Origin of the sequence: Caldimonas thermodepolymerans (genome assembly GCF_015476235.1) — a bacterium.
In the GTDB taxonomy this organism is placed as follows: domain Bacteria; phylum Pseudomonadota; class Gammaproteobacteria; order Burkholderiales; family Burkholderiaceae_C; genus Caldimonas; species Caldimonas thermodepolymerans.
Map to the genome: position 1 here is coordinate 2680035 of NZ_CP064338.1, position 24545 is coordinate 2704579.

At 70.6% G+C, this 24545-nt stretch carries 26 protein-coding genes and 1 riboswitch; of the genes, 14 read left to right on the top strand and 12 right to left on the bottom strand.

All coding sequences use genetic code 11. The annotated features are described in order from the left end of the window. Positions 1 to 5: 5 nt before the first annotated feature. A complete protein-coding gene (locus IS481_RS12620) occupies positions 6 to 452 on the bottom strand; it encodes a hypothetical protein (protein WP_104355768.1) in 447 nt (148 codons plus the stop codon). 154 nt (positions 453 to 606) lie between these two features. Continuing rightward, a complete protein-coding gene (gntR, locus tag IS481_RS12625) occupies positions 607 to 1635 on the bottom strand; it encodes an HTH-type transcriptional regulator GntR (protein ID WP_104355769.1) in 1029 nt (342 codons plus the stop codon). A 163-nt stretch (positions 1636 to 1798) separates the two neighbouring features. On the opposite strand from gntR, the gene IS481_RS12630 reads away from it, so the two are divergent. From IS481_RS12630 to IS481_RS12645, 4 genes are read left to right on the top strand one after another with little or no spacing between them, the layout of a single operon-like run. Next, the gene (locus tag IS481_RS12630) at positions 1799 to 2347 is read left to right on the top strand and encodes a gluconokinase (protein ID WP_232529273.1); all 549 of its coding nucleotides are present in this window, start codon (positions 1799 to 1801) and stop codon (positions 2345 to 2347) included. Continuing rightward, complete coding sequence (locus tag IS481_RS12635) at positions 2344 to 2856, top strand: TRAP transporter small permease (protein WP_104355771.1); 513 nt, start codon at positions 2344 to 2346, stop codon at positions 2854 to 2856. The genes IS481_RS12630 and IS481_RS12635 overlap by 4 nt, the downstream gene beginning before the upstream one ends. A gap of 3 nt (positions 2857 to 2859) precedes the next feature. Then, the gene (locus IS481_RS12640; protein ID WP_104355772.1) at positions 2860 to 4140 is read left to right on the top strand and encodes a TRAP transporter large permease; all 1281 of its coding nucleotides are present in this window, start codon (positions 2860 to 2862) and stop codon (positions 4138 to 4140) included. A 36-nt stretch (positions 4141 to 4176) separates the two neighbouring features. Beyond that, positions 4177 to 5187, top strand: coding sequence for a TRAP transporter substrate-binding protein (locus IS481_RS12645; RefSeq protein WP_104355773.1), 1011 nt, complete (start codon positions 4177 to 4179; stop codon positions 5185 to 5187). A gap of 46 nt (positions 5188 to 5233) precedes the next feature. Here the strand turns inward: IS481_RS12645 and IS481_RS12650 are convergent, their stop codons facing one another. Together IS481_RS12650 and IS481_RS12655 are read right to left on the bottom strand one after the other, a co-directional pair. Then, the gene (locus IS481_RS12650; RefSeq protein WP_104355774.1) at positions 5234 to 7462 is read right to left on the bottom strand and encodes a molybdopterin-dependent oxidoreductase; all 2229 of its coding nucleotides are present in this window, start codon (positions 7460 to 7462) and stop codon (positions 5234 to 5236) included. Between the two features lie 153 nt (positions 7463 to 7615). Continuing rightward, positions 7616 to 8293, bottom strand: a complete 678-nt coding sequence (locus tag IS481_RS12655) for a LysE family transporter (RefSeq protein ID WP_104355775.1) — start codon at positions 8291 to 8293, stop codon at positions 7616 to 7618. Between the two features lie 189 nt (positions 8294 to 8482). On the opposite strand from IS481_RS12655, the gene IS481_RS12660 reads away from it, so the two are divergent. Together IS481_RS12660 and IS481_RS12665 are read left to right on the top strand one after the other, a co-directional pair. Further along, entirely contained in the window at positions 8483 to 10129 is a 1647-nt protein-coding gene (locus IS481_RS12660; protein ID WP_104355776.1) for a methyl-accepting chemotaxis protein, read from the top strand. A gap of 76 nt (positions 10130 to 10205) precedes the next feature. After that, positions 10206 to 10781 (top strand): TMEM165/GDT1 family protein, encoded by a 576-nt coding sequence (locus IS481_RS12665; protein ID WP_104355777.1) that lies wholly within the window; start codon positions 10206 to 10208, stop codon positions 10779 to 10781. 80 nt (positions 10782 to 10861) lie between these two features. Here IS481_RS12665 and IS481_RS12670 read toward each other — a convergent pair whose 3' ends face one another. Next, positions 10862 to 11341 (bottom strand): MarR family winged helix-turn-helix transcriptional regulator, encoded by a 480-nt coding sequence (locus IS481_RS12670; protein WP_104355778.1) that lies wholly within the window; start codon positions 11339 to 11341, stop codon positions 10862 to 10864. An 84-nt stretch (positions 11342 to 11425) separates the two neighbouring features. Here IS481_RS12670 and IS481_RS12675 point away from each other — a divergent pair, with 84 nt between their 5' ends. After that, positions 11426 to 11989 carry a PaaI family thioesterase gene (locus IS481_RS12675; RefSeq protein ID WP_104355779.1) on the top strand — a complete coding sequence of 188 codons (564 nt, stop codon included), beginning with the start codon at positions 11426 to 11428 and terminating at the stop codon, positions 11987 to 11989. Beyond that, a complete protein-coding gene (gene gloA / locus IS481_RS12680) occupies positions 11986 to 12375 on the top strand; it encodes a lactoylglutathione lyase (RefSeq protein WP_104355780.1) in 390 nt (129 codons plus the stop codon). Before IS481_RS12675 ends, gloA begins: the two co-directional genes overlap by 4 nt. A gap of 5 nt (positions 12376 to 12380) precedes the next feature. Here gloA and IS481_RS12685 read toward each other — a convergent pair whose 3' ends face one another. Further along, positions 12381 to 13004, bottom strand: a complete 624-nt coding sequence (locus IS481_RS12685) for a bifunctional 4-hydroxy-2-oxoglutarate aldolase/2-dehydro-3-deoxy-phosphogluconate aldolase (RefSeq protein WP_104355781.1) — start codon at positions 13002 to 13004, stop codon at positions 12381 to 12383. Between the two features lie 29 nt (positions 13005 to 13033). Then, positions 13034 to 14848, bottom strand: coding sequence for a phosphogluconate dehydratase (gene edd, locus IS481_RS12690; RefSeq protein WP_104355782.1), 1815 nt, complete (start codon positions 14846 to 14848; stop codon positions 13034 to 13036). A gap of 195 nt (positions 14849 to 15043) precedes the next feature. Between edd and IS481_RS12695 the strand changes: the two genes are divergently transcribed. Then, positions 15044 to 15688, top strand: a complete 645-nt coding sequence (locus tag IS481_RS12695; RefSeq protein ID WP_194963300.1) for a gamma-glutamylcyclotransferase — start codon at positions 15044 to 15046, stop codon at positions 15686 to 15688. Here the strand turns inward: IS481_RS12695 and IS481_RS12700 are convergent. Next, entirely contained in the window at positions 15667 to 16296 is a 630-nt protein-coding gene (locus IS481_RS12700) for a nucleotidyltransferase family protein (protein ID WP_104355783.1), read from the bottom strand. The genes IS481_RS12695 and IS481_RS12700 overlap by 22 nt on opposite strands. A 180-nt stretch (positions 16297 to 16476) precedes the next feature. On the opposite strand from IS481_RS12700, the gene pdxH reads away from it, so the two are divergent. Continuing rightward, positions 16477 to 17115, top strand: a complete 639-nt coding sequence (gene pdxH, locus IS481_RS12705) for a pyridoxamine 5'-phosphate oxidase (RefSeq protein WP_104355784.1) — start codon at positions 16477 to 16479, stop codon at positions 17113 to 17115. A 42-nt stretch (positions 17116 to 17157) separates the two neighbouring features. Here pdxH and IS481_RS12710 read toward each other — a convergent pair whose 3' ends face one another. Next, the gene (locus IS481_RS12710; RefSeq protein ID WP_104355785.1) at positions 17158 to 17421 is read right to left on the bottom strand and encodes a hypothetical protein; all 264 of its coding nucleotides are present in this window, start codon (positions 17419 to 17421) and stop codon (positions 17158 to 17160) included. Positions 17422 to 17565: 144 nt separating this feature from the next. Continuing rightward, positions 17566 to 18114 carry a peptide-methionine (S)-S-oxide reductase MsrA gene (gene msrA / locus IS481_RS12715; protein WP_104355786.1) on the bottom strand — a complete coding sequence of 183 codons (549 nt, stop codon included), beginning with the start codon at positions 18112 to 18114 and terminating at the stop codon, positions 17566 to 17568. A 152-nt stretch (positions 18115 to 18266) separates the two neighbouring features. Here msrA and IS481_RS12720 point away from each other — a divergent pair, with 152 nt between their 5' ends. Beyond that, on the top strand, positions 18267 to 19079 hold the full coding sequence (locus IS481_RS12720) for a YdcF family protein (RefSeq protein ID WP_104355787.1): 813 nt from the start codon (positions 18267 to 18269) through the stop codon (positions 19077 to 19079). Positions 19080 to 19293: 214 nt separating this feature from the next. On the opposite strand, the gene ubiD is transcribed toward IS481_RS12720, so the two are convergent. Then, on the bottom strand, positions 19294 to 20859 hold the full coding sequence (gene ubiD, locus IS481_RS12725; protein WP_104355788.1) for a 4-hydroxy-3-polyprenylbenzoate decarboxylase: 1566 nt from the start codon (positions 20857 to 20859) through the stop codon (positions 19294 to 19296). 251 nt (positions 20860 to 21110) lie between these two features. On the opposite strand from ubiD, the gene IS481_RS12730 reads away from it, so the two are divergent. From IS481_RS12730 to nrdR, 3 genes are all read left to right on the top strand, one after another. Beyond that, entirely contained in the window at positions 21111 to 22025 is a 915-nt protein-coding gene (locus IS481_RS12730) for a lytic transglycosylase domain-containing protein (RefSeq protein ID WP_104355789.1), read from the top strand. A 63-nt stretch (positions 22026 to 22088) separates the two neighbouring features. Further along, positions 22089 to 22217, top strand: a riboswitch (ZMP/ZTP riboswitch). A gap of 84 nt (positions 22218 to 22301) precedes the next feature. After that, positions 22302 to 23549, top strand: coding sequence for a serine hydroxymethyltransferase (glyA, locus tag IS481_RS12735; RefSeq protein ID WP_104355790.1), 1248 nt, complete (start codon positions 22302 to 22304; stop codon positions 23547 to 23549). An 18-nt stretch (positions 23550 to 23567) separates the two neighbouring features. Then, a complete protein-coding gene (gene nrdR, locus IS481_RS12740; protein ID WP_104355791.1) occupies positions 23568 to 24011 on the top strand; it encodes a transcriptional regulator NrdR in 444 nt (147 codons plus the stop codon). A gap of 73 nt (positions 24012 to 24084) precedes the next feature. Here the strand turns inward: nrdR and IS481_RS12745 are convergent, their stop codons facing one another. Beyond that, complete coding sequence (locus tag IS481_RS12745) at positions 24085 to 24534, bottom strand: type IV pilin protein (RefSeq protein ID WP_104355792.1); 450 nt, start codon at positions 24532 to 24534, stop codon at positions 24085 to 24087. Between the last annotated feature and the right edge of the window lie 11 nt (positions 24535 to 24545).

Consider the following 24545-nt stretch of genomic DNA (forward strand, 5'->3'; position numbering starts at 1 on the left):
GCGCCTCAGGCCGGGTGCAGGCCGCGGCAGGACGGCACGCCGGTCCACGGCGCCCACAGCGACGTCCACGAGCGCAGGCCGAGCGCCAGCCACTCGCGCGTGGCTTCCTGCACGGGCTGCGGCGGCGTGGTACCGGCGAGGAACTTGCCGAACCAGTCGCGCGCCGCGGCGCCCGCATCGACGGCGTCCGGCGTGAGCGGATGGCTCGGCGCCCACCAGTGCAACGGCCACAGCCACAGCAGCGCCTGCATCTCGGCCCAGGCGTGGGTGCCCTGCTCGATCGCGTCGAACGCCGTGCGCGTGGCGGCCTCGCAGGCCGCGGTCCAGGCCTGCATCGCATCACCCGCATCGGCGACGGGCACCTCGGGGGTGACGGAAAGGCCGGCGACGGCGGGCACGTCCCCGGCCGGTCCGGGCGGGGCGGTCGCGATGCTGCGTTTCCTGGCGGACATGTCGAAGCTCCCTGTCGTCATGTGGAGACCTCGCGCACTCTCGCATGCCGGCCGGCGCCGGACGCTGCGCGACGTCAAACCGCACAGGTTAGGGAAAGCGGCTGCCAGGGTCGCAGCGGAATGGTGAACATTCGTGACCGCAGCGCGCAGCGGCTCAGGTGCTCTGCCGCACCACGACGCGATAGGGCAGCTTCACGCACGACGGCGAGGGTTTCTCGCCGCGCATCAGCTGCAGAAGCATGCGCGCGCCCGCTTCACCGACCTCGACGCGCGGCGTGTGCACGGTGGTCAGCGGCGGCAGCATCTGGTCGCTGCCGGCCAGGTCGTTGAAGCCGGCGATCGCGACGCGCCCGGGGACCGGGATGCGGAGGCGGTGCGCAGCCAGCAGGCCGCCTTGCGCCAGGTCGTCGTTGCAGAAGAACACCGCGTCGATGTCGCGCCGCGTGGCCAGCAGCTCCTCGAACAGCTGCGCGCCCAGCGCCAGCGACGAGCGCTCGGGGCTGAGCAGCTCCAGCCGCGCGTCGTAGCAGCCGGCCTGGCGCAGCGCGCGGCGGTAGCCCTCGGCACGCTGCATCGTGCGCGGGTCCAGCTGCGCCGCGACGAAGGCGATGCGCCGTCGACCGCGCGACAGCAGGTGCTCGGTGATGGCCGCGCCGGCCTCGACCTGCGAGAAGCCCACGCAGTACACGCCCGGCGCCTCGGTGGTCTCCATCAGGTGCACGCAGGGCAGCCCGCTGCCCAGGATCAGCTGGCGGCTCGCTTCGGTGCGATCGAAGCCGGTGACCAGCAGCCCCGCCGGGCGATGCGCCAGGTAGCTGCGCAGCAGCAGCTCCTCCTCGGCCGGGTCGTAGTGGGTCACGCCGATGAGCGACTGGTAGCCCGCCGGGAACAGGATGCGGTGCACTGCCTCCAGCAGGTCGACGAACAGGGTGTTGGACAGCATCGGCACCAGCACCGCCACCTGCGTGCTGCGCGACGAGGCCAGCGCCCGGGCGGCCGGGTCGGGCACGTAGCCGAGCCGCTTGACCGCCTCCTGCACGCGCGCCACCAGCTCGGCCCCGACGCCACGCTCGCCGCGCAGCGCGCGCGACGCCGTGATGGGACTGACGCCCGCCTCGCGGGCCACGTCGGTGAGCGTCACGCGGCCGCTGGAGCGACGGCGGCGGGCTGCCGGGGAGGCCATCTGGGGTTTTCCCTATTCGTTTTGGAATCTCGATGCGTAGGATAGCGCTACCTTACCGTCATCACAACGGCGCCAACCCTGGCCGCAGGGCAGGGATGCCGGCGGAGAGCTTCCCCTCTGGGAATCGTCGGGCCAGCCAGGAGCTGGCGTTTTTTGGATCAAGATGGATAGCGCTACCAAACCTGCCGGCCGGCCCGTTTCCCCCGCGCTCGTCGTGATGGGCGTGGCCGGCTGCGGCAAGTCCAGCCTGGGACAGGCCTGCGCCGAGGCCCTCGGCTGGCCCCTGCTCGAAGGCGACGAATACCACCCGGCGGCCAACATCGAGAAGATGCGTGCCGGCATCGCCCTCACCGATGCCGACCGCGAAGGCTGGCTGGACCGCCTCGGCAGCCTGCTGCGCGATGCCGGCAACGGCGCGGTGCTGACCTGTTCTGCGCTCAGACAGCGCTACCGAGACCGCCTGCGCAGCTTCGTGCCCGGCCTGCGCTTCGCCTTCCTCGAGCTCGGCGAAGCCGACGCCTACGCGCGCGTCGCCGCACGGCCGAACCATCCGTTCCCGCCCAGCCTGGTGCGCAGCCAGTTCGCGACGCTGGAACCCCCGGTCGGCGAGCCGGGCGTGCTGCGCCTGGATGCCCTGCGCCCGCTGTGCGAGCTGCGCGACGAGACCGTCGCCTGGATGCGCGGCGAGCTTGACGCGAAGGAGTCCGCATGAACTCGCCCACCCTTGCCCGCTGCGGCCTGTGGCTGCGCCGGCTGGCCGAAGCCGCGATGGCGCTCGGCATGGCCGGCATGGTGCTCGCGGTGTTCACCAACGTCGTGCTGCGCTACGTGTTCGACACCGGCATCGTGTTCTACGAGGAACTGTCGCGCCTGCTGTTCGTCTGGCTGGTGTGCATCGGCGCGATCGTGGCCTCGGTCGAGCACAAGCACCTGGGCTTCGACATGCTGACCTCGCGCCTGAAGGGCTGGCCGCGCACGGCGTGCGCGGTGCTCGCCCGCCTGGGCATCGCCTACGTGATGGTGCTGATGGCCATCGGCTCGTGGCGCCAGGTCGAAGCGGGCATGGAAAGCCGCAGCACGGTGATCGGCTACCCGCTCGCGCTGGCCGCCGCCTCGACCCTGGTGCTGGCGGTCGGGATGCTGGCGGTGCTCGCGGTCCAGGTGCTGCAACGCGAGCGGCCGGGCGCACCGCATGGCAAGGACGAAGGGCAGGTGGAGTAGTCGATGGTCGTGACCCTGATCTTCATCGCCGTGCTGCTGGCAGCCATGCTGATCGGCATGCCGATCGCGCACGCGCTGGTGCTCACGGGCGTGGCCCTGATGTACCACCTGGATTTCTTCGATGCCCAGCTGCTGGCGCAGAACCTGCAGGCCGGCTTCGACAGCTTCCCGCTGCTGGCCGTGCCGTTCTTCATCCTGGCCGGCGAGCTGATGAACGCCGGCGGCCTGAGCCGCCGCATCATCGACCTGGCCCGCTCCTTCGTCGGCCACATCCGCGGCGGACTGGGCTTCGTCGCGATCGGTGCGGCGGTGCTGCTGGCCAGCATGTCCGGCTCGGCCATCGCGGACACCGCGGCGCTGGCCACCATCCTGCTGCCGATGATGCGCCAGCAGCAGTACCCCGACAGCTACAGCGCGGGGCTGCTGGCCGGCGGCGGCATCATCGCCCCCATCATCCCGCCGTCGATGCCCTTCGTCATCTACGGCGTCACCACCAACACCTCGATCAGCAAGCTGTTCCTCTCGGGCATCTTCCCCGGGCTGATGATGGGCCTGTTCCTGATCTTCGCCTGGTGGTGGATCGCGCGCACCCACCGGCTCGCGCCGATGGAGCGCGTCAGCTGGCGCGACCGCCTGCGCGCGCTGGGTCGCAGCGCCTGGGCGCTGATGATGCCGGTGATCATCCTGGGCGGCCTCAAGGGCGGCGTGTTCACGCCGACCGAAGCCGCCGTGGTCGCCGCCGTCTACGCGCTGTTCGTCTCGGTGTTCGTCTACCGCGAGCTGGATGCGCGCGGGGTCTGGGAGGTGCTGGTCGCCTCCAGCAAGACCACCGCGGTGGTGATGTTCCTGTGCGGCGCGGCCACGGTGACGGCCTACATGATCACGCTGGCCGACCTGCCCAACGAACTGTCGCGGGTGTTCGCACCGGTGATGGACCGCCCGGTGCTGTTCATGGCGCTGATGATGGTGTTCCTCGTGATCGTCGGCACCGCAATGGACCTGACGCCCACCATCCTGATCTTCGCGCCGGTGGTGGCGCCGATGGCAGCCAAGGCCGGCATCGACCCGGTGTACTTCGGCTTCATGTTCATCTACACCGGCTGCCTGGGCCTGATCACCCCGCCGGTGGGCACGGTGCAGAACGTCGTGGCCGGCGTCGGGCGGCTGCGCATGGAGACCGTCATCCGCGGCACCTCGCCGTTCCTCGTCATGTACTTCGTGCTGCTGGTGCTGTTCGTGCTGTTCCCGCAGCTCATCCTCACCCCCCTGAAGTGGATCCACTGAGAGCCACCATCCACACGCCCTGAAGGAGATGACCCCATGAAACTCAAGCAACTCGTCGCGGCCCTCGGCATCGCCCTCGTCGCCGCCGGCGCGGCCTGCGCGCAGGACATCAAGCCGCGGCTGATCCGCTTCGGCTACGGCCTGGTGGAAGACTCCAACCAGGGACGCGCCGTGCGCCTGTTCGCGCAGGAAGTCGAGAAGGCCTCGGGCGGCAAGATGAAGGTGCGCGCGATCGGCGCCGCGGCGCTGGGCTCGGACATCCAGATGCAGCAGGCGCTGATCGGCGGTGCGCAGGAGATGATGGTCGGCTCCACCGCCACGCTGGTGGGCATCACCAAGGAAATGGCGATCTGGGACACGCCCTTCCTGTTCAACAACGCCGAGGAAGCCGACGCGGTGCTCGACGGCCCGGTCGGCCAGAAGGTGATGGACAAGCTCCAGGACAAGGGCCTGGTGGGCCTGGTCTACTGGGAGAACGGGTTCCGCAACCTGACCAACAACAAGCAGCCCATCGCGAAGCTGGAGGACCTCAACGGCGTCAAGCTGCGCGTGATGCAGAACAACGTGTTCCTCGACAGCTTCAAGGCGCTGGGCGCCAACGCGGTGCCGCTGCCCTTCTCGGAGCTGTTCACGGCGCTCGAGACGCGCGCGGTCGACGGCCAGGAGAACCCGTACAACACCATCCTGTCGAGCAAGTTCTACGAGGTGCAGAAGTACCTCACCGTCACCAACCACGTCTACAGCCCGTGGATCGTGACGGTCAGCAAGAAGTGGTGGGACGGCCTGTCCAAGGATGAACAGAAGATCCTGCTCGACGCGGCGAAGAAGAGCCGCGACTTCGAGCGCAAGGACACCCGCGAGGAAGCCGCCCGGGCGCTGGCCGAACTGAAGGCCAAGGGCATGCAGGTCACCGAGCTGTCCGCCGCCGAGGTCGACCGCATGCGCACCAGGCTCTCGCAGGTCAACGCGAGCATCGCGGCCAGCGTCGGCCAGGACCTCTGGAACGAGGTGCAGGCCGAGATCCGGAAGGTGCGCGCCGGCAAGTAAGGCGCGTGCCCGCGGCGGCGGGCCGGGCCACCGGCTGCGCCGCCGTTCAGCCGGCCGCCGTCAGGCGCACCGGCACGCCCGACAGCACCGCGGTGCCCGACAGCGGATCGCGCGCCGCCTCGTCGAGCAACGCATTCAGGTTGGCCCCCGGCCGCTCGGCCGCCACGGCCATGCGCGTGCCCGGCAGCCCGTGTCCCCAGCCGTGGGGCAGGCTGACCACGCCGGGCCGCATCTCCTCGCTCACCTCCACCGGCGCCTCGATGGCGCGGCCGTTGGCCTCGATGCGCGCCGGCGCCCCGTCACGCAGGCCGAGCCGCCGCGCGTCGTCCGGGTGGACCAGCAGCGTGCAGCGGTACGGCCCCTTGGCCAGCACCGGCAGGTTGTGCATCCAGCTGTTGTTGGAGCGCACCTGGCGGCGGCCGACCAGCACCAGCTCCGGCACCGGCTGCGCCAGGTCGGCCTCGACCCGTGCCAGGTCCTCCAGCAGCATTGCCGGCGCCAGCTCGATGCAACCCGAGGGCGTGCGCAGCACCTCGGGCACGCGCGGCTGCAGGGGCCCGAGGTCGATGCCGGCGGGCGCGGCGGCCATGACCTTGTCCAGCGTCAGGCCGTCGGGCCGGCGCCCGAAGCCATCGCCATGGGGCCCCGAGCGCAGGCCGAAGTCCAGCAGCCGCTCCGGCCCCTCGCGGTGCGCGAGCAGGCGCATCACCGCCCCGGCCTGCTCCGGCGGCAGGCGCTGGAGGTCCTCGGCGAACAGCCGGTCGTCCAGCGCGCGCAGGTCCGCCCCCGCGCCTTCGCCGCGCAGGATCGCCACCAGGCGCAGCAGCACCTGCCATTCCGGCGGATGATCGGGCGCGGCCGGCAGCACCGCCGGGCTGTAGCGTGCATGGTTACGATGCGACAGCTGCGCGAAGGCGACGTCGTAGTGCGGGTCCTCCAGCGGCGAGCGCCCGGGCAGGATCACGTCGGCATGGCGCGTGGTCTCGTTGAGGTAGAGGTCCACGCTGACCATGAACTCCAGCTGCTCGAGCGCGGCCGCCAGGCGCGGCCCGTTGGGCGCCGACAGCACCGGGTTGCCGGCCACCGTGATCAAGGCCCGCACCTGCCCCTCGCCCGGGGTCTCGATCTCCTCGGCCAGGCAGCCCATCGGGAACTCGCCCAGCACCTCGGGCGCCCCCGAGACGCGGCTGCGGTAGCGCCCGGTGACGATGCCGCGCCCGCGCCCCGGTGCCCCCAGCGTGTTGGCGGCGAACACCGCGGCCTTGGGGAACATCGCGCCGCCCGGCTCGTCCAGGTGCCCGGTCAGCACGTTGAGCACGTCGACCAGCCAGTTGGCCAGCGTGCCGTAGGCCTGCGTGCAGGTGCCGATGCGGCCGTACACCGCGGCGCGCGGCGCCGTCGCCAGCAGCCGGGCCTGGCGGCGGATCGCCTCGGCGGCGATCCCGCAGCGCGCGGACACCCGCTCGGCGGCATAGGGTTGCACGGCCGCCTGCAGCGCCTCCAGCCCCGCGACATGCGGCGCGAGCCGCCCCAGCCGCACCAGGCCCTCGTCGAACAGCGTGTGCACCAGGCCCAGCAGGAAATGCACGTCGGCGCCCGGGTGGATCGGCAGGTGCTCGTCGGCCAGCGCCGCCGTCTCGCTGCGGCGCGGGTCGACCACGACCAGCCGCCCGCCGCGTGCCTGCATCGCGCGCGCCTTGCCGCGGAAGTCCGGCACGGTCCACATGCTGCCGTTGGAGGTGGCCGGGTTGGCGCCCAGGACCAGCAGGTGCTCGCAGCGCTCGATGTCCGGCACCGCGATCGTCAGCCAGTGGCCGTACATCAGCCCGCTGGCGAGCTGCTTGGGCATCTGGTCCAGCGTCGAGGCGGTGAAGACGTTGTGCGTGCCCGCGGCGCGCACCAGCCGCGGCACGTAGAGCATCAGCCCGGTCTTGTGCACGGTCGGGTTGCCGATCACGAGTCCGAGGGCGTCCCGGCCGTGGCGCTCGCGCAGCGGCACCAGGCGCGCTTCGATCTCGCGGAACGCCTCGTCCCAGCCGACCTCGACGAACCGGCCGCCGCGCCGCACCAGGGGCGCGCGCAGGCGGTCCGGGTCCTCGTGCAGGTCCTTCAGGGCCACGCCCTTGGGACACAGGTAGCCGCCGCTGAAGCGATCACCCGCGTGGCCGCGGATCGAGACGATGCGCTCGCCCTGCAGCTGCAGCTCCAGGCCGCAGCAGGCTTCGCAGACGGGACAGATGCGGTGTGCGACCGCTGTGGCGGGGGGCGTGTCCATGGGGTCTCCTGTCCGGAACGGGTGCCTGCGCAGCTTGCAATGCAAGCCGCTTCGTCGCAATGACCTCGGAGGTCATGACGGCACCGCCGCCCGGCCATCGTGCGCCCCGCGCCGCCCGGCGCCAGTCGCGCAGGCGACAGCGCGGCGGCCGGATCAGGGCTGGCCGTGCAGCGCCGGCGGGCCGGCCTCGGCGGCGGATGCCTCCTGCCGTTGCGCGACCAGGTCGCGCAGCGAGGACAGCGCCAGCACCAGGAAGGCGATCGCGCAGGCACGGTAGGTCAGGCGCGCCCAGTGCTGCCCGACGTTGCGGAACACCCGGTCGACCAGCGCCGCGCAGATGAAGCACCACAGCACCGACGAGGTCATGAAGCCGGCGAAGAAGGTGGCGTATTGCGCCGCCGAGGGCTCGCGCACGCCGACCGCGCCCATCGCGCTGCCGATCGCCGCCCAGTAGGCCACGTTGTGCGGGTTGGTCACCGAGAGCAGCATCCCGGCCCGCAGCGCCCGGCGCACCGGCAGGCCCGCGGCCCCTGGCTGCACCTGGAATTCCTGGTTCGCGGCCCGCCAGCTGTCCCACGCCAGCCACAGCAGGTAGGCGACCCCGGCCAGCCCGACGGGCAGGCGCAGCGCCGGGCTCTGCACCAGCAGGCCCACGCCGGCCAGCCCCAGCACCGCCCACAGCGCATCGCCCACCAGCGAGCCGACCTGCACCGCCAGCGCCGGACGGAAGCCGCCGCGTACGCCCTGCCGGACGGTTTCCGCGAAGACCGCGCCGGGCGCGGCATTGAAGACGAAGCCGAGCGCCATGGCCGCGGCAAAGAGCATCAGCATGAGGAACGGGAAGACGGGAAAACTGCCAAGCCGCGCACGATAGCACCGGCGGCGCCTGCCGGGTGCCCGCACGTGGATCGCACAAAGCCCTCAAGCTTCGTGCGGGTTGGCCGATATGGACCTCATAACACACCCTGAGCGAGCCGGGCTGGATCCCCAGACCGGGTACGACTACAACAGAAAGCCATCATGCGGGTCAACCTGCCTGTCCTTCCCGACGAGTACCACTTTCCTGCCGACGTCACGCTGGTCTCGAAGACCGACCTCAAGGGCCGCATCCTCTATGCCAACCCGGCCTTCATCAAGGTCAGCGGGTTCTCCCGTGAAGAACTGCTCGGCCAGCCCCACAACCTGGTGCGCCATCCCGACATGCCGGAAGAAGCCTTCCGCGACATGTGGGAGACCATCAGCGCCGGGCAACCCTGGTCGGCGCCGGTGAAGAACCGGCGCAAGGACGGACGCTACTACTGGGTGATCGCCAACGTCACCCCGCTGGTCGAGAACGGCCGCCCGATCGGCTACATGTCGGTGCGCACCTGGGCCTCGCCCGAGCAGATCGCGCAAGCCGAAGCGCTGTACGCGACGATGCGGCGCGAAGAAACCCAGGGCAAGCTGGTGCACCGCCTGCAGGCCGGCGAGCCGCTGCCCACCGGCTGGCGCGGGGTGCTCGCCGCGATCGGGCGGCGCAGCCCGGTGTCGCGGCTGCAGGTGCTGTGCGGCAGCGCCTGCCTGGCCTCGTGCGCGCTCGGAGCCTGGGCCACGCCGGCGACGGGCGGTGCCGCGCTGCCGGTGCTGGCCGCGCTGGCGGGCAGCGTCGCGGTGGGACTGGCGGCCGCTGCGCGCCTGAACTCGACCCTGATCCATCCCTTCCAGGAGATGATCACCGCCGCGAACCGCATGGCCGCCGGCGACCTGACGCAGCAGATCCCGGTGCGGCGCGGCCTGGCCGGCCGCTTCGCGCGTGCGCTGCGCCAGCTCAACGTCAACCTTGCGGCCATCGTCAGCGACGTGCGCCAGAACGTGGAACGCGTGCGCGTGGCCGCCAACGAGATCGCCACCGGCAGCAGCGAGCTGTCGGTGCGCACCGAGGCGCAGGCCGGCAGCGTCGAGAAGACCGCCGCCTCGATGGAGGAAATCACCGGCACCGTGCGCCAGACCTCCGACCGCGCCCGGCAGGCCGCTTCCCTGGTGCGCGAGGCGCAGGACGCCACCGAACGCAGCAGCGAGGAGATGGCCCGGCTGGAAGCGACGATGCATGCGATCAGCCAGTCGTCGCTGCGCATCGGCCAGATCATCGAGGACATCGACGGCATCTCGTTCCAGACCAACCTGCTCGCGCTCAATGCGGCGGTGGAAGCCGCCCGCGCCGGCGAACAGGGCCGCGGCTTTGCCGTCGTCGCGGGCGAGGTGCGCGCCCTGGCGCAGCGCACCCTGAACGCGGCCAGCGAGATCAAGCGGCTGGCCGAGGAATCCGGGGCCCGCGTGGCCGAAGGCGAGCAGCAGGTGGCGGCCACCGCCTCGACCATGCAGCAGGCGGTCGAGCGCGTCGGCGAGGCCAACTCGCTGATCGGCGAGATCAGCATCGCCGCCACCGAGCAGCTGCAGGGCATCTCGCAGGTCAACGAGGCGGTCAACCACCTGGACGGCATCACGCAGCACAACGCGGCCATGGTGGAGCAGCTGGCGGCCTCGGCCACCGGCCTGCACGGCCAGGCCGAGGCGCTGACCGAATCGGTCAGCGTGTTCAGGCTGGACAAGGCCCGCCTCACGCAGCCCGACGCGGTGCAGCTGCGCAAGCAGATGAAGCAGGCGGCGACCGCCAGCGCGGCGGCCTGAGGGACGTGCGCGACACGCGCACCGGCTACACTGCGGGCCGTTTCCCTGCTGCCGGCGCCTGTCCGTCCCCCTCCCCATGCTTTCTGCCCTGCTCGTGTCCACCGGTGTCGTTGCGGCCAGCGAGATCGGGGACAAGACCCAGCTGCTCGCCCTGCTGCTGGCCGCGCGCTACCGCCGCCCGCTGCCCATCGTCGCGGGCATCCTCGTCGCCACCCTGCTGAACCACGCCGCGGCCAGCGCCGTCGGCGCGCTGATCCAGAGCATGGTCAGCCCCTCGATCCTGCGCTGGACCCTGGGCCTGTCCTTCATCGCCGTGGCGATCTGGACGCTGGTTCCCGACAAGGTCGACGAGGAAGACACCCAGGTCTGCGGGCACTGGGGCGTGTTCGGCATCACGCTGATCGCCTTCTTCCTCGCCGAGATGGGCGACAAGACGCAGATCGCCACCGTGATGCTCGCCGCGAAGTACGACTCGGTCTTCATGGTCACGGCCGGCACCACGCTGGGCATGATGCTGGTCAACGTGCCGGCGGTGTACCTGGGCGACAAGGCGATGCACTTCGTGCCGCTGCACTGGGTGCGCTGGATCGCCGCGGCGATCTTCCTGACGCTGGGCGTGCTGGTGCTCGCCGGCGTCGGCTCGGGCGGCTGAGCCCGTCCACCGCCCCACCCGCGCTGCCGACACGTTGCACGGCAGCCCGCCCGCCAACGCATGCAGCGGCCGTCGCGGCGTCAGTCCGCGCCGCCTGCGGCCTGGTCGGCGCCGAGCCGCTCGAGGCACTCGTCGAGCAGCGCGTGCAGGCGCGCCACCCGTTCTTCCCCCAGCACCGCATTGAGCGCAAGCTGCGCCTGCTTCCAGGCGCGCTGCGCCTCCGCCCGCTTGGCACGCCCGGCATCGGTGGCGACGACCAGGCGGCTGCGCGCATCCTCGCCCGGCCGCAGCTCGACCCACCCCTGCGCGACCAGCGGCTGCAGGTTGCGCGTCAGCGTCGAGGCTTCCAGCTGCAGGCGCGCGGCCAGCTCGCCCGGACGGATCGGCCCCAGCTGCACCACGTGCGACAGCAGCGAGTACTGCGTGGCCTTGAGCCCCGCAGCGGCCATCGCCGCGTCGTAGTGCCGGCCGACGCGGCGCACGAGCTGGCGCAGCTTGAGGTGGGTGCAGCCGCGCGGGACGGCGGCTGGCGAGGCGGGCCTGGCGGTCGGCTTGGGCATGGTTTATATTGTAGATACAACTGTTGTAGATACAATTTACCCGGACGCCTCCGCCCCGCGGCTGCGCCCCGTGCAGGAGACCCCATGACGACACGCGCCCCCTCCCCCGACGATGTCCTGGCCGCATGGCGGCAGCGCGAGGCCGAGCTGCGCCCGCGCTTCGCGCCGCCCGGCCTGAGCCACCCGGACCAGGTGCGCGGCAAGACCGGCCTGGAGATCTTCCAGGCCATGCTCGAGGGAACGCTGCCCCCGCCGCCGATTTCCGCGACGCTGGGCTTCCTGCTGGTGGAAGCCGAACGCGGGCGCGCCGTGTTCCAGGGGCAGCCGCTGTTCCAGCACTACAACCCGCTCGGCTCGGTGCACGGCGGCTGGATCGCCACGCTGCTGGACTCGGCGGTGGCCTGCGCGATCCACACCATGCTGCCGCCCGGCAAGAGCTACACCACGGTGGAACTGAAGGTGAACTACGTGAAGGCGCTGACCGAGAAGGTGCCGCTGGTGCGCGCGATCGGGCAGGCGATCCACGTGGGCGGCCGGCTGGCCACCTCCGACGGCCGGCTGCTCGGGCCCGACGGCACGCTCTACGCGCACGCCTCGACGACCTGCTTTATCCTTGACGTTCCCCCACCCACTTCCCCGCGATCATGAGAATCCTCCACACGATGCTGCGGGTGGGCGACCTGCAGCGCTCGATCGACTTCTACACCCGCGTGATGGGCATGAAGCTGCTGCGCACCACCGACCGGCCGGACCAGCAGTATTCGCTGGCCTTCGTCGGCTACGGCTCCAACCCGGAGCACGCCGAGATCGAGCTGACCTACAACTACGGTGTCGACCGCTACGAGATGGGCACGGCCTACGGGCACATCGCGATCGAGGTGCCGGACGCCTACGCCGCCTGCGAGCGCATCCGCGCCAACGGCGGACAGGTCACGCGCGAGGCCGGCCCGGTCAAGGGCGGCACCACGGTGATCGCCTTCGTCACCGACCCGGACGGCTACAAGATCGAGCTGATCGAGCGCAAGCCGGACTGACGCGTTCAGGGGCGCAGCGCGGCGGCCTGCTGCGCCAGGCGCGTGATGCGTGCCCAGTCACGCGCCTTCACCGCATCGGCCGGCGTCAGCCACGAGCCGCCGCACACCTTGACGTTGGGCAGCGCGAGGAACTGCGGCGCCGTCTCGGGCGTGATCCCGCCGGTCGGACAGAACGCCACGTCGGGGAACGGGCCGGCCAGCGCCTTGAGCAGCGCCACGCCGCCCACCGCCGTGGCCGGGAACAGCTTCAGGAAGTGATAGCCGTCGGCCGTGGCCTGCATCACCTCGCTCGCGGTGGCCACGCCGGGCAGCAGCGGCAGGTCCAGGTCCTGGCAGGCGCGGCCGATCTCGGGCGTGTAGCCGGGACTGACCGCGAAGCGGCACCCCACGTCCTTCACCGCCTTGGCGTCCACGCCGGTGCGCACCGTGCCGGCGCCGACGATGGCCTCGGGCACGGCCTTGGCGATCGCCTCGATGCACTGCAGCGCCACCGGGGTGCGCAACGTCACCTCCAGCACGCGGATGCCGCCGGCCACCAGCGCTTCGGCCAGCGGCACCGCGTCGTCGACGCGTTCGATCACGATGACGGGGATGACGGGGCCGTGAGTGGCCAGTTCGAGGGTGTTCATGGTGGGGGGTCTCTTCCGGGGGACGGGGATCACAGCCAGGTGCAGGCGCCTTCTTCGGCCGAGCGCACGTTGCGGCGCATGCCCGCGAACAACTCGCGGCCCAGCTGGTACGCGTGCGCCTCGGCCAGCTCCTGCGGCATCACGGCCGGCTCGCGGCGCGCCCATTCGGCAGCATCGACCAGTGCATCGAGCGTGCCTGCCACGGCGTCGAGGCGGATCCGGTCGCCGCTGCGCACCTTGGCGAGCGGCCCGCCGGCCAGTGCCTCGGGGCTCACGTGGATGGCCGCCGGCACCTTGCCCGAAGCACCGCTCATGCGCCCGTCGGTGACCAGCGCGACGCGGAAGCCCTTGCCCTGCAGCACCGCCAGCGGCGGGGTCAGCTTGTGCAGCTCCGGCATGCCGTTGGCACGCGGTCCCTGGAAGCGCACCACGGCGACGAAGTCGCGCTCCAGCTCGCCGGCCGCGAAGGCGCGCTGCAAGGCGTCCTGGCTGTCGAACACGATCGCCGGCGCCTCGATCACGTGGCGGTCCTCGGGCACCGCCGAGACCTTGATCACCGCGCGGCCCAGGTTGCCCTGCAGCAGCCTGAGGCCGCCGCTCGGGCTGAACGGCGCCGACGCCGGCCGCACCACCGAGTCGTCGACGCTGTCCCGCGGCAGCTCGGCCCAGGTGAGCCGCCCGTCCTGCAGCGCCGGGATGCGGGCGTAGTCGCGCATGCCGCCCGGGGTGACGGTCAGCGCGTCCTCGTGCATGTAGCCGCCGTCGAGCAGCTCACGGATCACGAAGCCCGGCCCGCCGCAGGCCTGGAAGCGGTTCACGTCGGCCGAGCCGTTCGGATAGACGCGGGTCAGCAGCGGCACCACCGCGGACAGGTCGGAAAAGTCGTTCCAGTCGATCAGGATGCCCGCCGCGCGCGCCACCGCGACCCAGTGGATCAGGTGGTTGGTCGAGCCGCCGGTGGCCAGCAAGGCCACCATCGCATTGACGATCGCGCGCTCGTCGACCATCACGCCGATGGGCGTGTAGCGGCGCTCCTTCAGGTTGGCCAGCGCGGTGCGCACCGCCTCGCGGGTCAGCGCCTCGCGCAGCCCGTCGTGGGGGTGCACGAAGGCCGCGCCCGGCACGTGCAGGCCCATCGCCTCCATCAGCATCTGGTTGCTGTTGGCCGTGCCGTAGAAGGTGCAGGTGCCGGGGCCGTGGTAGGCACGCGATTCGGCCGCCAGCAGCTCGTCGCGCCCGACCAGCCCCTGCGCGTACTGCTCGCGCACCCGCGCCTTCTCGCTGTTGGACAGGCCGCTGCTCATCGGCCCGGCCGGCACGAACACGCACGGCAGGTGGCCGAAGTGCAGCGCGCCGATCAGCAGGCCCGGCACGATCTTGTCGCAGATACCCAGCAGCAGCGCCGCGTCGAAGGTGTCGTGCGTCAGCGCGATCGCCGTGCTCATCGCGATGGTGTCGCGCGAGAACAGGCTCAGCTCCATCCCGGGCAGCCCCTGCGTGACCCCGTCGCACATCGCCGGCACGCCGCCGGCGACCTGCGCGCTCGCGCCCTGGCGGCGCGCCTCGTCGCGGATCAGCGCCGGGTAGCCCTCGTAGGGTTGGTGGGCCGACAGCACGTCGTTGTAGGCGGTCACGATGGCCAGGTTCGGTGCGCGCTCGGCGACCACCTTGACCTTCATCGCGTCCGGCAGGGCGGCAAAGGCATGGGCGACATTCGCGCAGCCCATGCGGTCGGCGCCGCGCGGCCGGTTGGCCGCCTGCTCCACCCGCTGCAGGTAGGCGCGCCGGGTGGCCGCACTGCGCGCCCGGATGCGCTCGGTGACTTGGAGGACGGTGGGATGCATCTCGCAGGCGTCAGGTTTGTAACTATTCGATCGATTATTAGGTAACCCAGTTACATCGTCAAATCAACCGCGCACGCCGCCCCCTGGGCGCCGTGGTCATGTGACACCTGCGGTTGCGAGCCCGCCCGCCGCTTGCCAGCGCCTTGCCTGCGGGGTCATAGTGGACCTCTTGCCGTGCCGTCCTCACCTGCTGCCGTGTCGCAACTGCCTGCCCTGTCCTCCGATTTCGACGCGCTTGCCGTGCGCGACCCGCGTCCGCTGCTGGACCAGACCTTGCGCGGCTGGAACCCCGACGAGGATTTGTGGGTGTTCGGCTACGCCTCGCTGATCTGGCGCCCGGAGATCGCCCACGTCGAGCAGCGGCTGGCCGACGTGCGCGGCTATCACCGGGCGCTGAGGATGTGGTCGCGCGTCAACCGCGGCACGCCGGCCTGCCCCGGGCTCGTGTTTGCGCTGATGCCGGGCGGCGCCTGCCGCGGCATGGTGTTGCGCGTGCCGCGCGAACGCGCGCTGGCCGAACTGGTCAAGCTCTGGGACCGCGAGATGCCGACCGGGGTCTACGACCCGCGCTGGCTGCCCTGCCGCACCGCGCAGGGCACGGTGCGCGCGCTGGCCTTCACGCTGAGCCGGCGCAGCCCCAACTACACCGGCGAGCTGTCCGAGGCGCAGCTGCTGGCCATCCTGCGCGAGGCGCGCGGGCGCTACGGCACGACACTGGATTACGTGCTGCGCACCGATGCCTGCCTGCGCGAGCACGGCATCCGCGACCGCGCGATCGGCGCGCTGCTGGCGCTGGCGCGCGCGCACGGGCTGCTGGATCAGGACGCCGGCCCCTGCTGAGCCGTGGCCGGCGCCTCGTGCACCTGGCGCAGGCGCTCCAGGTCGTCCTGCGTGTCCAGGTCGAGCAGCACGCCGGGATCGTCGACCTCGACCGCGGCCGACGGATAGCGGGCGATCAGCCGGCGGGCGCCCTCGTCGCCGCTCAGCGTGGCCAGCTCGGAGAACAGCTCGCCCGAGAACGCCACCGGATGCCCGCGCCGCCCCTGGTGCTGCGCGTAGGCCACCGGGTGCTGCTGCAAGGCCGCAGCCACCGCGCGCAGCGTCGCGGGCTTGACCAGCGGCATGTCGCCCGGCAGGACCAGCCAGCCCGCGGCATCGCCGCGCGCACGCACGCCCGCGGCGATCGAATAGCCCATGCCGAGCTGCGGGTCGCCGCTGCCCACTTCGGGCAGCTCGACGATGTCCTGCGCGGCCACCCAGCCGTGCGCGACGTCGCGCAGCCCGCGCGTGGTCACGACCACCACGGGCAGCCGGCTGGACACCACCTGCGCGAGCGTCGTGCCCAGCACGGTGGAGTGCCCGAACGGTTGCGCGAGTTTGTGGTGCTGTCCGGCAAAGCGCGAGCCTGCTCCCGCGGCCAGGACGATCACCACCGGCACGGCAGTCATGAGGTCTTCCTGCGATCGCTGCGGTTGAACATCGTCTCGACCGGACCGGCGAGCGGCGCCGGCCCATGCCCACATGGGAACCCACCCGGACGGGACACGGAAGTGGGATTCGCACTTAAGGACTTGCCCACCCTGTCAAGTCGTACAGTGAGCTCGTCAGGGATTCCTATACTGGCATGCATGAATGACAAGATCGCCGACCTGCGCAAGAGCTACGAGCGCGCCGAGCTGGACGAGTCGGCCGCGCACCACGACCCGGTGGCCCAGTTCCGCCAGTGGTTCGACGAGGCGCTGGCCGCCCAGCTGCCCGAACCCAACGCGATGACCGTCGCCACGGTCGGGCCCGACGGACGCCCCTCGACCCGTGTCGTCCTGATCAAGGGCTTCGACGAGCGCGGCATCGTCTGGTACACGAACTACCACAGCCGCAAGGGCCGCGAGCTGGCCGCCAACCCCTATGCCGCGCTGCAGTTCCACTGGGTCGAGCTCGAACGCGTGGTGCGCATCGAGGGCCGCGTCGAGAAGGTCAGCGAGGCCGAGTCCGACGCCTACTACCGCTCCCGCCCGCTCGATTCGCGCCTGGGCGCCTGGGCCTCGCCGCAGAGCGAGGTGATCCCCTCGCGTGCGGTGCTGGTGGCCAACGCCGCGAAGTACGGCGCGAAGTTCGGCCTCAACCCGCCCCGCCCGCCGCACTGGGGCGGCTTCCGGCTGGTGCCGGACTGCTGGGAGTTCTGGCAGGGCCGCAAGTCGCGCCTGCACGACCGGCTGCGCTACCGGCTGCAGGACGGCCGCTGGATACGCGAACGCCTGGCCCCCTGAGCCCGCGGCCGGACGGCGAGCGCCCCGTCGCCCGGCATGCGGTCAATGCTGGTGGCGCATGCCGCAGTGCTTGCCGATCGCCAGCCCCTTGCAGGCCGCCTGCAGCTGCTGCTGGCAATCCTCCTCGGAGCGTCCCGACTCGAGGCAGCGCGCCGCCGCCTCGTGCGCGGCGGCCATGGCGCGGTGGCGCTTGATGTCCTTGCGCACATGCTCCGACACCGTCGCCCCGGCCTTGTCGGAATGCGCCGCCACCGGCATCGCGAGCGCCAGCGCCGCGCACCCCAGCGCGACCCACGTCTTCTTCATTCTTCTTCTCTCCACGTTCAAGGTTCCATCGACGCGGCCCCGGCAGGCGCCGGACGCCACGGCATCCAGCCTAGCAAGCCTGTCAAGACCGGCGCCCCTGGACGACGACCGGAACGGGCGGCCACCGATGCCGCCCGCGAGGCCTCAGGCGCGCCGCACCTTGTTCGCGAAGGTCTGGCGGAACTTCTCGACCTTGGGCGCGACCACGAACGCGCAATAGCCTTGCTGCGGGTGCTTCTCGAAGTAGTTCTGGTGGTAGTCCTCGGCCGGCCAGTACGAGCGCAGCGGCGCGATCTCGGTGACCACCGGGCGGTCGAACAGCTGCGCCGCCACGTGCGCGACCACGCCGCGGATGACGGTCTCCTGCTCCGGCGCATGGAAATAGATCGCCGAGCGGTACTGCGGCCCGACGTCGTTGCCCTGCCGGTCCGGCGTGGTGGGGTCGTGGATCACGAAGAAGATCTCCAGGATCTCGCGCAGGCTGATGCGCGACGGATCGAACTCCACCTTCACCACTTCCGCATGGCCGGTGGTGCCGGTGCAGACCTGTTCATAGGTCGGGTGGTCGACATGGCCGTTGGCATAGCCGGATTCCACGTCGAGCACGCCCTCGACGCGGTCGTACACCGCTTCCGTGCACCAGAAGCAGCCGCCGCCCAGGGTGATGGTTTCGGTCGTGCGTGCATGCGACATCGCCAGCTCCTTGCAGGACAAGAACGGGAAGCCCGCAGCTTACCCAAGCACGGCCCCCGCAGGTGTTTCCTGCACAATCGCGCCGATCGCGTCAGTCCCGGCCCAGGTGCGCCGGCCCGCCGCACCGTCTTCACTGCAGACCAGTCCGCTCCATGCTCGATACCCTGGCCTCGTTCAAACCCTTCCTCGCCGCCCTGCTGCTGCCGCCGGTGCCGCTGATGCTGCTGGTGCTCGTCGGCATCCGCGTGATGACGCGCCACCGCGGCTGGGGCTTCCTGGTCGTGCTGCTGGCACTCGGCAGCATGTGGCTGACCTCGACCCAGGGCTTCGCCGCCGTGCTGCAGACCTATGCGCTGCGCGCGCCGCGCCCGCTCGGGCCGATCGACCTGCAGGCACTGCGCGACGAGGTGCACGCGCTCCCCCGCGGCGAGGCGCCGGCGGTGGCCATCCTCGTGCTGGGCGGGGGCATGAAGCCGCGCGCGCCGGAATACGGCGTCTCCGACCTGTCCGGCGCCTCGCTCGAGCGGCTGCGCTACGGCGTGTGGCTGTCGCGGCAGACCGGTGCACCGCTGGGCTTCAGCGGCGGCCTCGGCTGGGCCCAGCAGGACGGCGAACACCCGGAAGCCCGCATCGCCTCGCGCATCGCGAAGGAGGAATACGGCGTCACGCTGCGCTGGATCGAGGAGCACTCGCGCGACACCCGCGAGAACGCCGGCCGCTCCGCGCCGCTGCTGCGCCAGTCCGGCGTGAAGAAGGTGCTGCTGGTCACGCACGCCTGGCACATGCGCCGCGCGGCCCGCGCATTCGGCGAAGCGCTGGGCAGCGACGTGGCCGTGGTGCCGGCCCCGATGGGCTACTTCAACCCGCGCCCCGACCGCCTGCTGGACTGGCTGCCCAGCACCGAGGGCATCGCGCAGAACCGCATCGCGCTGCGCGAGCTGCTGGGCTGGATCGCCGGCGCCTGAGCGCCGCAGCCGGTCCCAAATAGAAACCCCTCCAGACCATTGCAGCCTGAAGGGGTGCGTGGCTCACGCCACCTTCGGAGCTCCGGGCTTCACGGCGCGGGGCCCCTGTGCGCAGCGACTGCGCAAGTGGTAGGCCTGTATCGAACAGGCACCTCTAAGGTACCAAGCCCGCGCCTGGGGAGCAAGCGCAGCTTTCCAATGAGGGCAGGCGCCCTCATTGCCCGCGGCCATCGTCCATCAGCTGCGCGAACAGGCCGTCGACGCGCCGCTCGACCTCGACATCCATGCGGATCAGCCGGCCCCATTCGCGGTCCGTTTCGCCCGGCCACTTGTTGGTCGCATCCAGCCCCATCTTGCCACCCAGGCCCGACACGGGCGACGCGAAATCGAGGTAGTCGATCGGCGTGTTTTCGACCAGCGTGGTGTCGCGCACCGGATCGACCCGCGTCGTGATGGCCCAGATCACGTCCTGCCAGTCGCGGATGTTCACGTCGTCGTCGGTCACGACGATGAACTTCGTGTACATGAACTGCCGCAGGAAGCTCCACAGCCCGAACATCAGGCGCTTCGCATGACCGGGGTAGCTCTTGCGGATGCTGATGATGGCCATGCGGTAGCTGCAGCCCTCGGGCGGCAGGTAGAAGTCCACGATCTCCGGGAACTGCTTCTGCAGGATGGGCACGAACACCTCGTTGAGCGCCACGCCCAGCACCGCCGGCTCGTCGGGCGGCTTGCCGGTGTAGGTCGAGTGGTAGACCGGGTCCTGGCGCATCGTGATGCGCTGCACCTCGAACACCGGGAACCAGTCCTGCTCGTTGTAGTAGCCGGTGTGGTCGCCGTACGGCCCCTCCAGCGCGTGCAGGTAGCCACCCTTCTCCTTCAGCGGCACGCCGTGTTCCGAGGTCCCGGTGTAGCCCGGCGCAGCCGGCACGATGTGGCCCTCGAGCACGATCTCGGCGCTGGCCGGCACCTGCAGCTTGAGCTCGCCCTCGCCGACGCCCGAGGCCACCACCTCGGTCGGCCCGCCGCGCAGCAGCCCCGCGAACTGGTATTCGGACAATGTGTCCGGCACCGGCGTCACCGCGCCGAGGATGGTGGCCGGATCGGCGCCCAGCGCCACCGCGACCGGGAACGGCTGCCCCGGGTTGGCCAGCGCGAAGTCGCGGAAGTCCAGCGCCCCGCCGCGGTGGACCAGCCAGCGCATGATCAGCTGGCGACGACCGATGAGCTGCTGGCGATAGATGCCCAGGTTCTGCCGGCGCCGCGGACGCGCCACGCCCTGCGGCCCGCGCGTGATCACCAGGCCCCAGGTCACCAGCGGCGCGGCATCCTCCGGCCAGCAGTACTGGATGGGCAGGCGCGTGAGGTCCACGTCGCCGCCTTCCCACACCACCTCCTGGCAGGGCGCGCTGCGCCGCTGCACCGGCTTCATGGACCACAGCGCCTTGGCCATCTGCAGCAGCTTGCCGGCGTCCTTCAGGCCGCGGGGCGGCTCGGGTTCCTTGAGGTTGGCCAGCACCTGGCCGATCCGGCGCAGTTCGGAGACGTCATCGGCCCCCATGCCCAGCGCCACCCGCTGCGGCGTGCCGAACAGGTTGGCCAGCACCGGGAATTTGTAACCGATTGGCTGCTCGAACCACAGCGCCGGCCCGCCGGCCTTCAGCACGCGGTCAGCGAGCGCTGTCATTTCCAGCCGCGTGGAGACTGGTTCGTGCACCCGACTCAGCAGGCCCTGTTGCTCCAGCTGCGCCACGAAGTCACGCAGATCCCGATATTTCATTACCAAATCTCATTAGGCACAGCATTGAAATGCTTGACCGGTTATTTGCCGCATCCCTAGAATCCGCCAGTCCCCTTGCTTAGGGGATTACCCGCACCGGTCATCGGTGCGACGCTGCCTATCAAAGCCGCAGCCGGCGCGAGCCGCTTGGCTCGACGCCCGCATTCCAAGGACGCGGCGCATTATCGCCGTCGGGCATGAGCCACCCCACCAGCGCTCAGCATCGAACCCGACGGGAGGAAAGGAGTGACATGACAGCGTTCGATGGATGGCGCTCCCTGCAGAGCGCACGCGACGCGGCCATCAACTCGGCCTCGGTGTTCATCAAGGACGTCGGCCATGGCCTGCTGGAACTGAGCCACAACGGGCTGGCCTTCGTGGGCTTCCTGGTGCTGGCAGCCGCCGTGTTCGCCTTCGGCAAGCCCGAGCTGCGCCATGCGCTGGAGGTGCAGGCGCTGGGCTGGCTGCAGGCCCGCCACGAAGCGCGCGTGGCGTCCTCGCCCGACAGCTTCCTCGCCCACCTGGCCGACCCGAAGGCGATCACCCGCGCCACCGCGGCGGACCCGTCCGAGCTGTCCCAGCAGCAGGCCGCGATCACCCTGTGGCTGTCGCGCCGCTACCGGGTCGCCCCCGAGCCGCTGGCGCGGCTGGTGAAGGAAGCCTGGCACGTCGGCGAAGGCGCCGGAGTCGACCCGACGCTGATCCTGGCCATCATGGCGATCGAATCCGGCTTCAACCCGTTCGCGCAGAGCCCGGTCGGCGCGCAGGGGCTGATGCAGGTGATGACCCGCGTGCACAACGACAAGTACGAGCCCTTCGGCGGCACCCATGCCGCCTTCGATCCGGTCACCAACCTGCGCGTGGGCGTGAAGGTGCTGCGCGAATGCATCGCGCGCGCCGGCAGCCTGGAAGGCGGCCTGCGCCACTACGTCGGCGCGGCCAACCTGCCGGACGACGGCGGCTATGCCGCCAAGGTGCTGTCCGAGCAACAGCACCTGCGCAACGTGGCGGCCGGCCGCCACGTGCCCGTCATGGCGCCGCACACCATCCGCACCGTGCAGTCCAGTCCGGCCACGACCGCGCCGGCCACACCGCCGGCATCGGCCGAGCCGGCCGACGACAAGCTGACCCGCAGCGCCACGCAACAGGTCGCGCTGGCCGAGTGAGCCTGGCGCCGACGCCGACAAGGGGTCCCGCGCGGGCCCCTTTTTTCGTGATCCAGTACACTTCGCCGGTTGCACAACTGGCGATAAGGCCCCGGGACCGCCCCCTTGCGATCCCCGCGCGCCGAAGGTGGTGAACCACCGGGAAGTGCAGCCGGCGCCTCGCCGTTTCAGCCGTTCGCCTGGGCAGCCCTCTGTCGATCACGTCCGTTGCCATGCCGTTGGTGCGCGGCAGCTGTCGAGTAGAGGGACTTCTTGCCACGAAGAGGACTGCCAGTCATGTTTGACCGCTCCGTTTCCACCATTGCCAACGTCGATCCCGAACTCTGGGCTGCCATCCAGAAGGAAAACCAGCGCCAGGAAGACCACATCGAGCTGATCGCCTCGGAAAACTACGCCTCGCCGGCCGTGATGGCCGCGCAGGGCTCGCAGCTGACCAACAAGTACGCCGAGGGCTACCCCGGCAAGCGCTACTACGGCGGCTGCGAATACGTCGACATCGTCGAGCAGCTGGCGATCGACCGCGTGAAGGAACTGTTCGGCGCCGAGCACGCCAACGTCCAGCCCAACTCCGGCTCGCAGGCCAACCAGGGCGTGTTCTTCGGGCTGCTGCAGCCCGGCGACACCATCATGGGCATGAGCCTGGCCGAAGGCGGTCACCTGACCCACGGCATGCCGCTGAACATGAGCGGCAAGTGGTTCAAGGTCGTCAGCTACGGCCTGAACGAGAAGGAAGAGATCGACTACGACGCGATGGAGCGGCTGGCCCACGAGCACAAGCCCAAGCTGATCATCGCCGGCGCCTCGGCCTACAGCCTGCGCATCGACTTCGAACGCTTCGCCAAGGTGGCGAAGGCGGTCGGCGCCTACTTCATGGTCGACATGGCCCACTACGCCGGCCTGGTCGCCGCGGGCGTCTACCCCAACCCGGTGCCGTTCGCCGACGTGGTCACCTCGACCACCCACAAGAGCCTGCGCGGCCCGCGCGGCGGCATCATCCTGATGAAGGACCATGTCGCCAAGCAGATCAACAGCGCGATCTTCCCGGGCATCCAGGGTGGCCCGCTGATGCACGTGATCGCGGCCAAGGCCGTGGCCTTCAAGGAAGCGCTGTCGCCCGAGTTCAAGGCCTACCAGCAGCAGGTGGTGAAGAACGCCCAGGCCATGGCCGAGACGCTGATCGCGCGTGGCCTGCGCATCGTCAGCGGCCGCACCGAAAGCCACGTGATGCTGGTCGACCTGCGTCCCAAGGGCCTGACCGGCAAGGAAGCCGAGGCGGTGCTGGGCCGTGCCCACATCACCTGCAACAAGAACGGCATCCCGAACGACCCGCAGAAGCCGATGATCACCAGCGGCATCCGCCTGGGGTCGCCCGCGATGACGACGCGCGGCTTCAAGGAAGCCGAGGCCATCCAGACCGCACACCTGATCGCCGACGTGCTCGACAACCCGCACGACGAAGCGACCATCGAGACGGTGCGCGCCAAGGTGGCCGAGCTGACCCGGCGCTTCCCGGTCTACCGCTGAGCCCGAGGCCCTCGTCCCATGCGTTGCCCCTTCTGCGGCCACGAAGAAACCCAGGTCGTCGAGACCCGGGAATCGGACGAGGGCGACGTCATCCGGCGCCGGCGGCGCTGCCTGTCCTGCGACACCCGCTTCACCACCTACGAGCGGGCCGAGGTGACCATGCCGTCCGTCGTCAAGAAGGACGGCAGCCGCGCCGAGTTCGATCCGGCCAAGATGCGTGCCTCGATGATGCTGGCGCTGCGCAAGCGACCGGTCAGCCTGGAACAGGTCGACGCGGCCTTGCAGCGCATCGAGCAGAAGCTGCGTTCCAGCGGCATGCGCGAAGTGCAGAGCTCGAAGCTGGGCGAGCTCGTGATGCGCGAGCTCAAGAAGCTGGACAAGGTCGCCTACGTGCGCTTTGCGTCGGTCTACCGCAGCTTCGAGGACGTGGACGAGTTCAGCCGGCTGATCAAGGAGATCTGAAGCCGCTGGCCGCAGGCCGGCTCGGTGCGGCTGGCAGGCACATCGGGACGAACCGATGTGCCAGGCGGGATCCCTACTTCCAGCATTCGGCGACGGGTGCGCCACCGCTGGCCCCGCGCTGGCCGGTGCTGGTCAGCGTCAGGGTGCCGCAACGGTCATCGGCCATCCCGCCGGTCGGCACCGCCTGCAGGGTGTACGACGTCGCGGTCACGCTGGCCAGGCTGATCGCGTAGCTTTGCGTCCCGTTGGCGGGCGAGCGGCGCAGCGTCTCGGGCAGCGCCACTTCAGTCCCGTTGCGGGTCTCGTCGTAGCGGTCGTTGGCCGCATAGAAGCGGGCCATGAACTGCGCCGCCTCGAGCAACGTGGAGCGCGCCTCGGCACGCTGGCCGCGCCGCACGTACTCCCTGTAGTTCGGGTAGGCAATCGTGGCCAGGATACCCAGGATCACCACGACGATCATCAGTTCGATCAGCGTGAAGCCCCTGGCCCGACGGATCGCACGCTGCTTTGCGACATCACTCATAGAAACTCTCG

Excerpts from the sequence above, each read along its gene's own strand:
- IS481_RS12660 (WP_104355776.1), top strand. The coding sequence starts at position 8,483 with ATGCGGGTCAACCTGCCTGTCCTTCCCGACGAGTACCACTTTCCTGCC.
- gloA (WP_104355780.1), top strand. The coding sequence starts at position 11,986 with ATGAGAATCCTCCACACGATGCTGCGGGTGGGCGACCTGCAGCGCTCG.
- IS481_RS12700 (WP_104355783.1), bottom strand. The coding sequence starts at position 16,296 with ATGACTGCCGTGCCGGTGGTGATCGTCCTGGCCGCGGGAGCAGGCTCG.
- IS481_RS12685 (WP_104355781.1), bottom strand. The coding sequence starts at position 13,004 with ATGAACACCCTCGAACTGGCCACTCACGGCCCCGTCATCCCCGTCATC.
- IS481_RS12635 (WP_104355771.1), top strand. The coding sequence starts at position 2,344 with ATGAACTCGCCCACCCTTGCCCGCTGCGGCCTGTGGCTGCGCCGGCTG.
- IS481_RS12670 (WP_104355778.1), bottom strand. The coding sequence starts at position 11,341 with ATGCCCAAGCCGACCGCCAGGCCCGCCTCGCCAGCCGCCGTCCCGCGC.
- IS481_RS12640 (WP_104355772.1), top strand. The coding sequence starts at position 2,860 with ATGGTCGTGACCCTGATCTTCATCGCCGTGCTGCTGGCAGCCATGCTG.
- glyA (WP_104355790.1), top strand. The coding sequence starts at position 22,302 with ATGTTTGACCGCTCCGTTTCCACCATTGCCAACGTCGATCCCGAACTC.
- IS481_RS12655 (WP_104355775.1), bottom strand. The coding sequence starts at position 8,293 with ATGCTGATGCTCTTTGCCGCGGCCATGGCGCTCGGCTTCGTCTTCAAT.
- gntR (WP_104355769.1), bottom strand. The coding sequence starts at position 1,635 with ATGGCCTCCCCGGCAGCCCGCCGCCGTCGCTCCAGCGGCCGCGTGACG.
- IS481_RS12630 (WP_232529273.1), top strand. The coding sequence starts at position 1,799 with ATGGATAGCGCTACCAAACCTGCCGGCCGGCCCGTTTCCCCCGCGCTC.
- pdxH (WP_104355784.1), top strand. The coding sequence starts at position 16,477 with ATGAATGACAAGATCGCCGACCTGCGCAAGAGCTACGAGCGCGCCGAG.
- msrA (WP_104355786.1), bottom strand. The coding sequence starts at position 18,114 with ATGTCGCATGCACGCACGACCGAAACCATCACCCTGGGCGGCGGCTGC.
- ubiD (WP_104355788.1), bottom strand. The coding sequence starts at position 20,859 with ATGAAATATCGGGATCTGCGTGACTTCGTGGCGCAGCTGGAGCAACAG.
- IS481_RS12675 (WP_104355779.1), top strand. The coding sequence starts at position 11,426 with ATGACGACACGCGCCCCCTCCCCCGACGATGTCCTGGCCGCATGGCGG.
- IS481_RS12650 (WP_104355774.1), bottom strand. The coding sequence starts at position 7,462 with ATGGACACGCCCCCCGCCACAGCGGTCGCACACCGCATCTGTCCCGTC.
- IS481_RS12665 (WP_104355777.1), top strand. The coding sequence starts at position 10,206 with ATGCTTTCTGCCCTGCTCGTGTCCACCGGTGTCGTTGCGGCCAGCGAG.
- IS481_RS12730 (WP_104355789.1), top strand. The coding sequence starts at position 21,111 with ATGACAGCGTTCGATGGATGGCGCTCCCTGCAGAGCGCACGCGACGCG.
- IS481_RS12745 (WP_104355792.1), bottom strand. The coding sequence starts at position 24,534 with ATGAGTGATGTCGCAAAGCAGCGTGCGATCCGTCGGGCCAGGGGCTTC.
- IS481_RS12620 (WP_104355768.1), bottom strand. The coding sequence starts at position 452 with ATGTCCGCCAGGAAACGCAGCATCGCGACCGCCCCGCCCGGACCGGCC.
- IS481_RS12645 (WP_104355773.1), top strand. The coding sequence starts at position 4,177 with ATGAAACTCAAGCAACTCGTCGCGGCCCTCGGCATCGCCCTCGTCGCC.
- nrdR (WP_104355791.1), top strand. The coding sequence starts at position 23,568 with ATGCGTTGCCCCTTCTGCGGCCACGAAGAAACCCAGGTCGTCGAGACC.
- IS481_RS12720 (WP_104355787.1), top strand. The coding sequence starts at position 18,267 with ATGCTCGATACCCTGGCCTCGTTCAAACCCTTCCTCGCCGCCCTGCTG.
- IS481_RS12710 (WP_104355785.1), bottom strand. The coding sequence starts at position 17,421 with ATGAAGAAGACGTGGGTCGCGCTGGGGTGCGCGGCGCTGGCGCTCGCG.
- edd (WP_104355782.1), bottom strand. The coding sequence starts at position 14,848 with ATGCATCCCACCGTCCTCCAAGTCACCGAGCGCATCCGGGCGCGCAGT.